The organism is Cerasicoccus maritimus, assembly GCA_031296935.1.
Taxonomy (GTDB): Bacteria; Verrucomicrobiota; Verrucomicrobiia; order Opitutales; family Cerasicoccaceae; genus Cerasicoccus; species Cerasicoccus maritimus.
Window position 1 is genome coordinate 1 of the sequence record JAVDPD010000064.1, and the last position, 602, is coordinate 602.

Here is a 602-nt window from a genome sequence, read left to right on the forward strand (position 1 = left end):
CGAAGCGACCTGCTGAGCAGCGGTTACATCCAGGCCGATGAGACTCCCGTTCGCTACTGCGACCCCGATCAAAAGAAAGGCAAAACCGAACAGGGTTGGCTCTGGGCCATCTCGCGTTCCGGCGGCGACGTGGTCTTCGACTGGCGCTTGTCGCGCCGTCATGGAGAGCTAACCAGCTTGCTCGATGGCTATCGCGGCTTGCTCCAATCCGACGCCTACGGCGCTTACCAAGATTACGCCCGGCGCGACGGCGTCACCGCCTTAGGCTGCATGGCTCATGCCCGGCGCAAGTTTTACGAAGCGCTCAAGTCGCATCCGCGTGAAGCCACGCTCGTGCTCAAACTCATCGGCAAACTTTACCAACGCGAGGCGATCTATCGCGAGCAAACGCTCTCGCCCGAAAAGCGCCAGAGCCGCCGTCAGCGCGAAAACGAGATCACCCTGAGGCGCCTGAAAAAAGTCATCTCCATCGCCAGTCGACAAGCTCTGCCTAAATCCACGCTCGGCAAAGCCTGCACTTACGCCATCTCGCAATGGCCACAGCTCATCGCCTTCCAGCAGCACGGCATCGCCGAGATCGACAACAATCTGATGGAAAATGC

Annotated in this window: 1 protein-coding gene; it reads left to right on the top strand. The window is 59.6% G+C overall.

All coding sequences use genetic code 11. The annotated features are described in order from the left end of the window. On the top strand, positions 1–602 hold a 602-nt coding region (locus RBB62_RS20165; protein WP_309401093.1), incomplete at both ends, for an IS66 family transposase.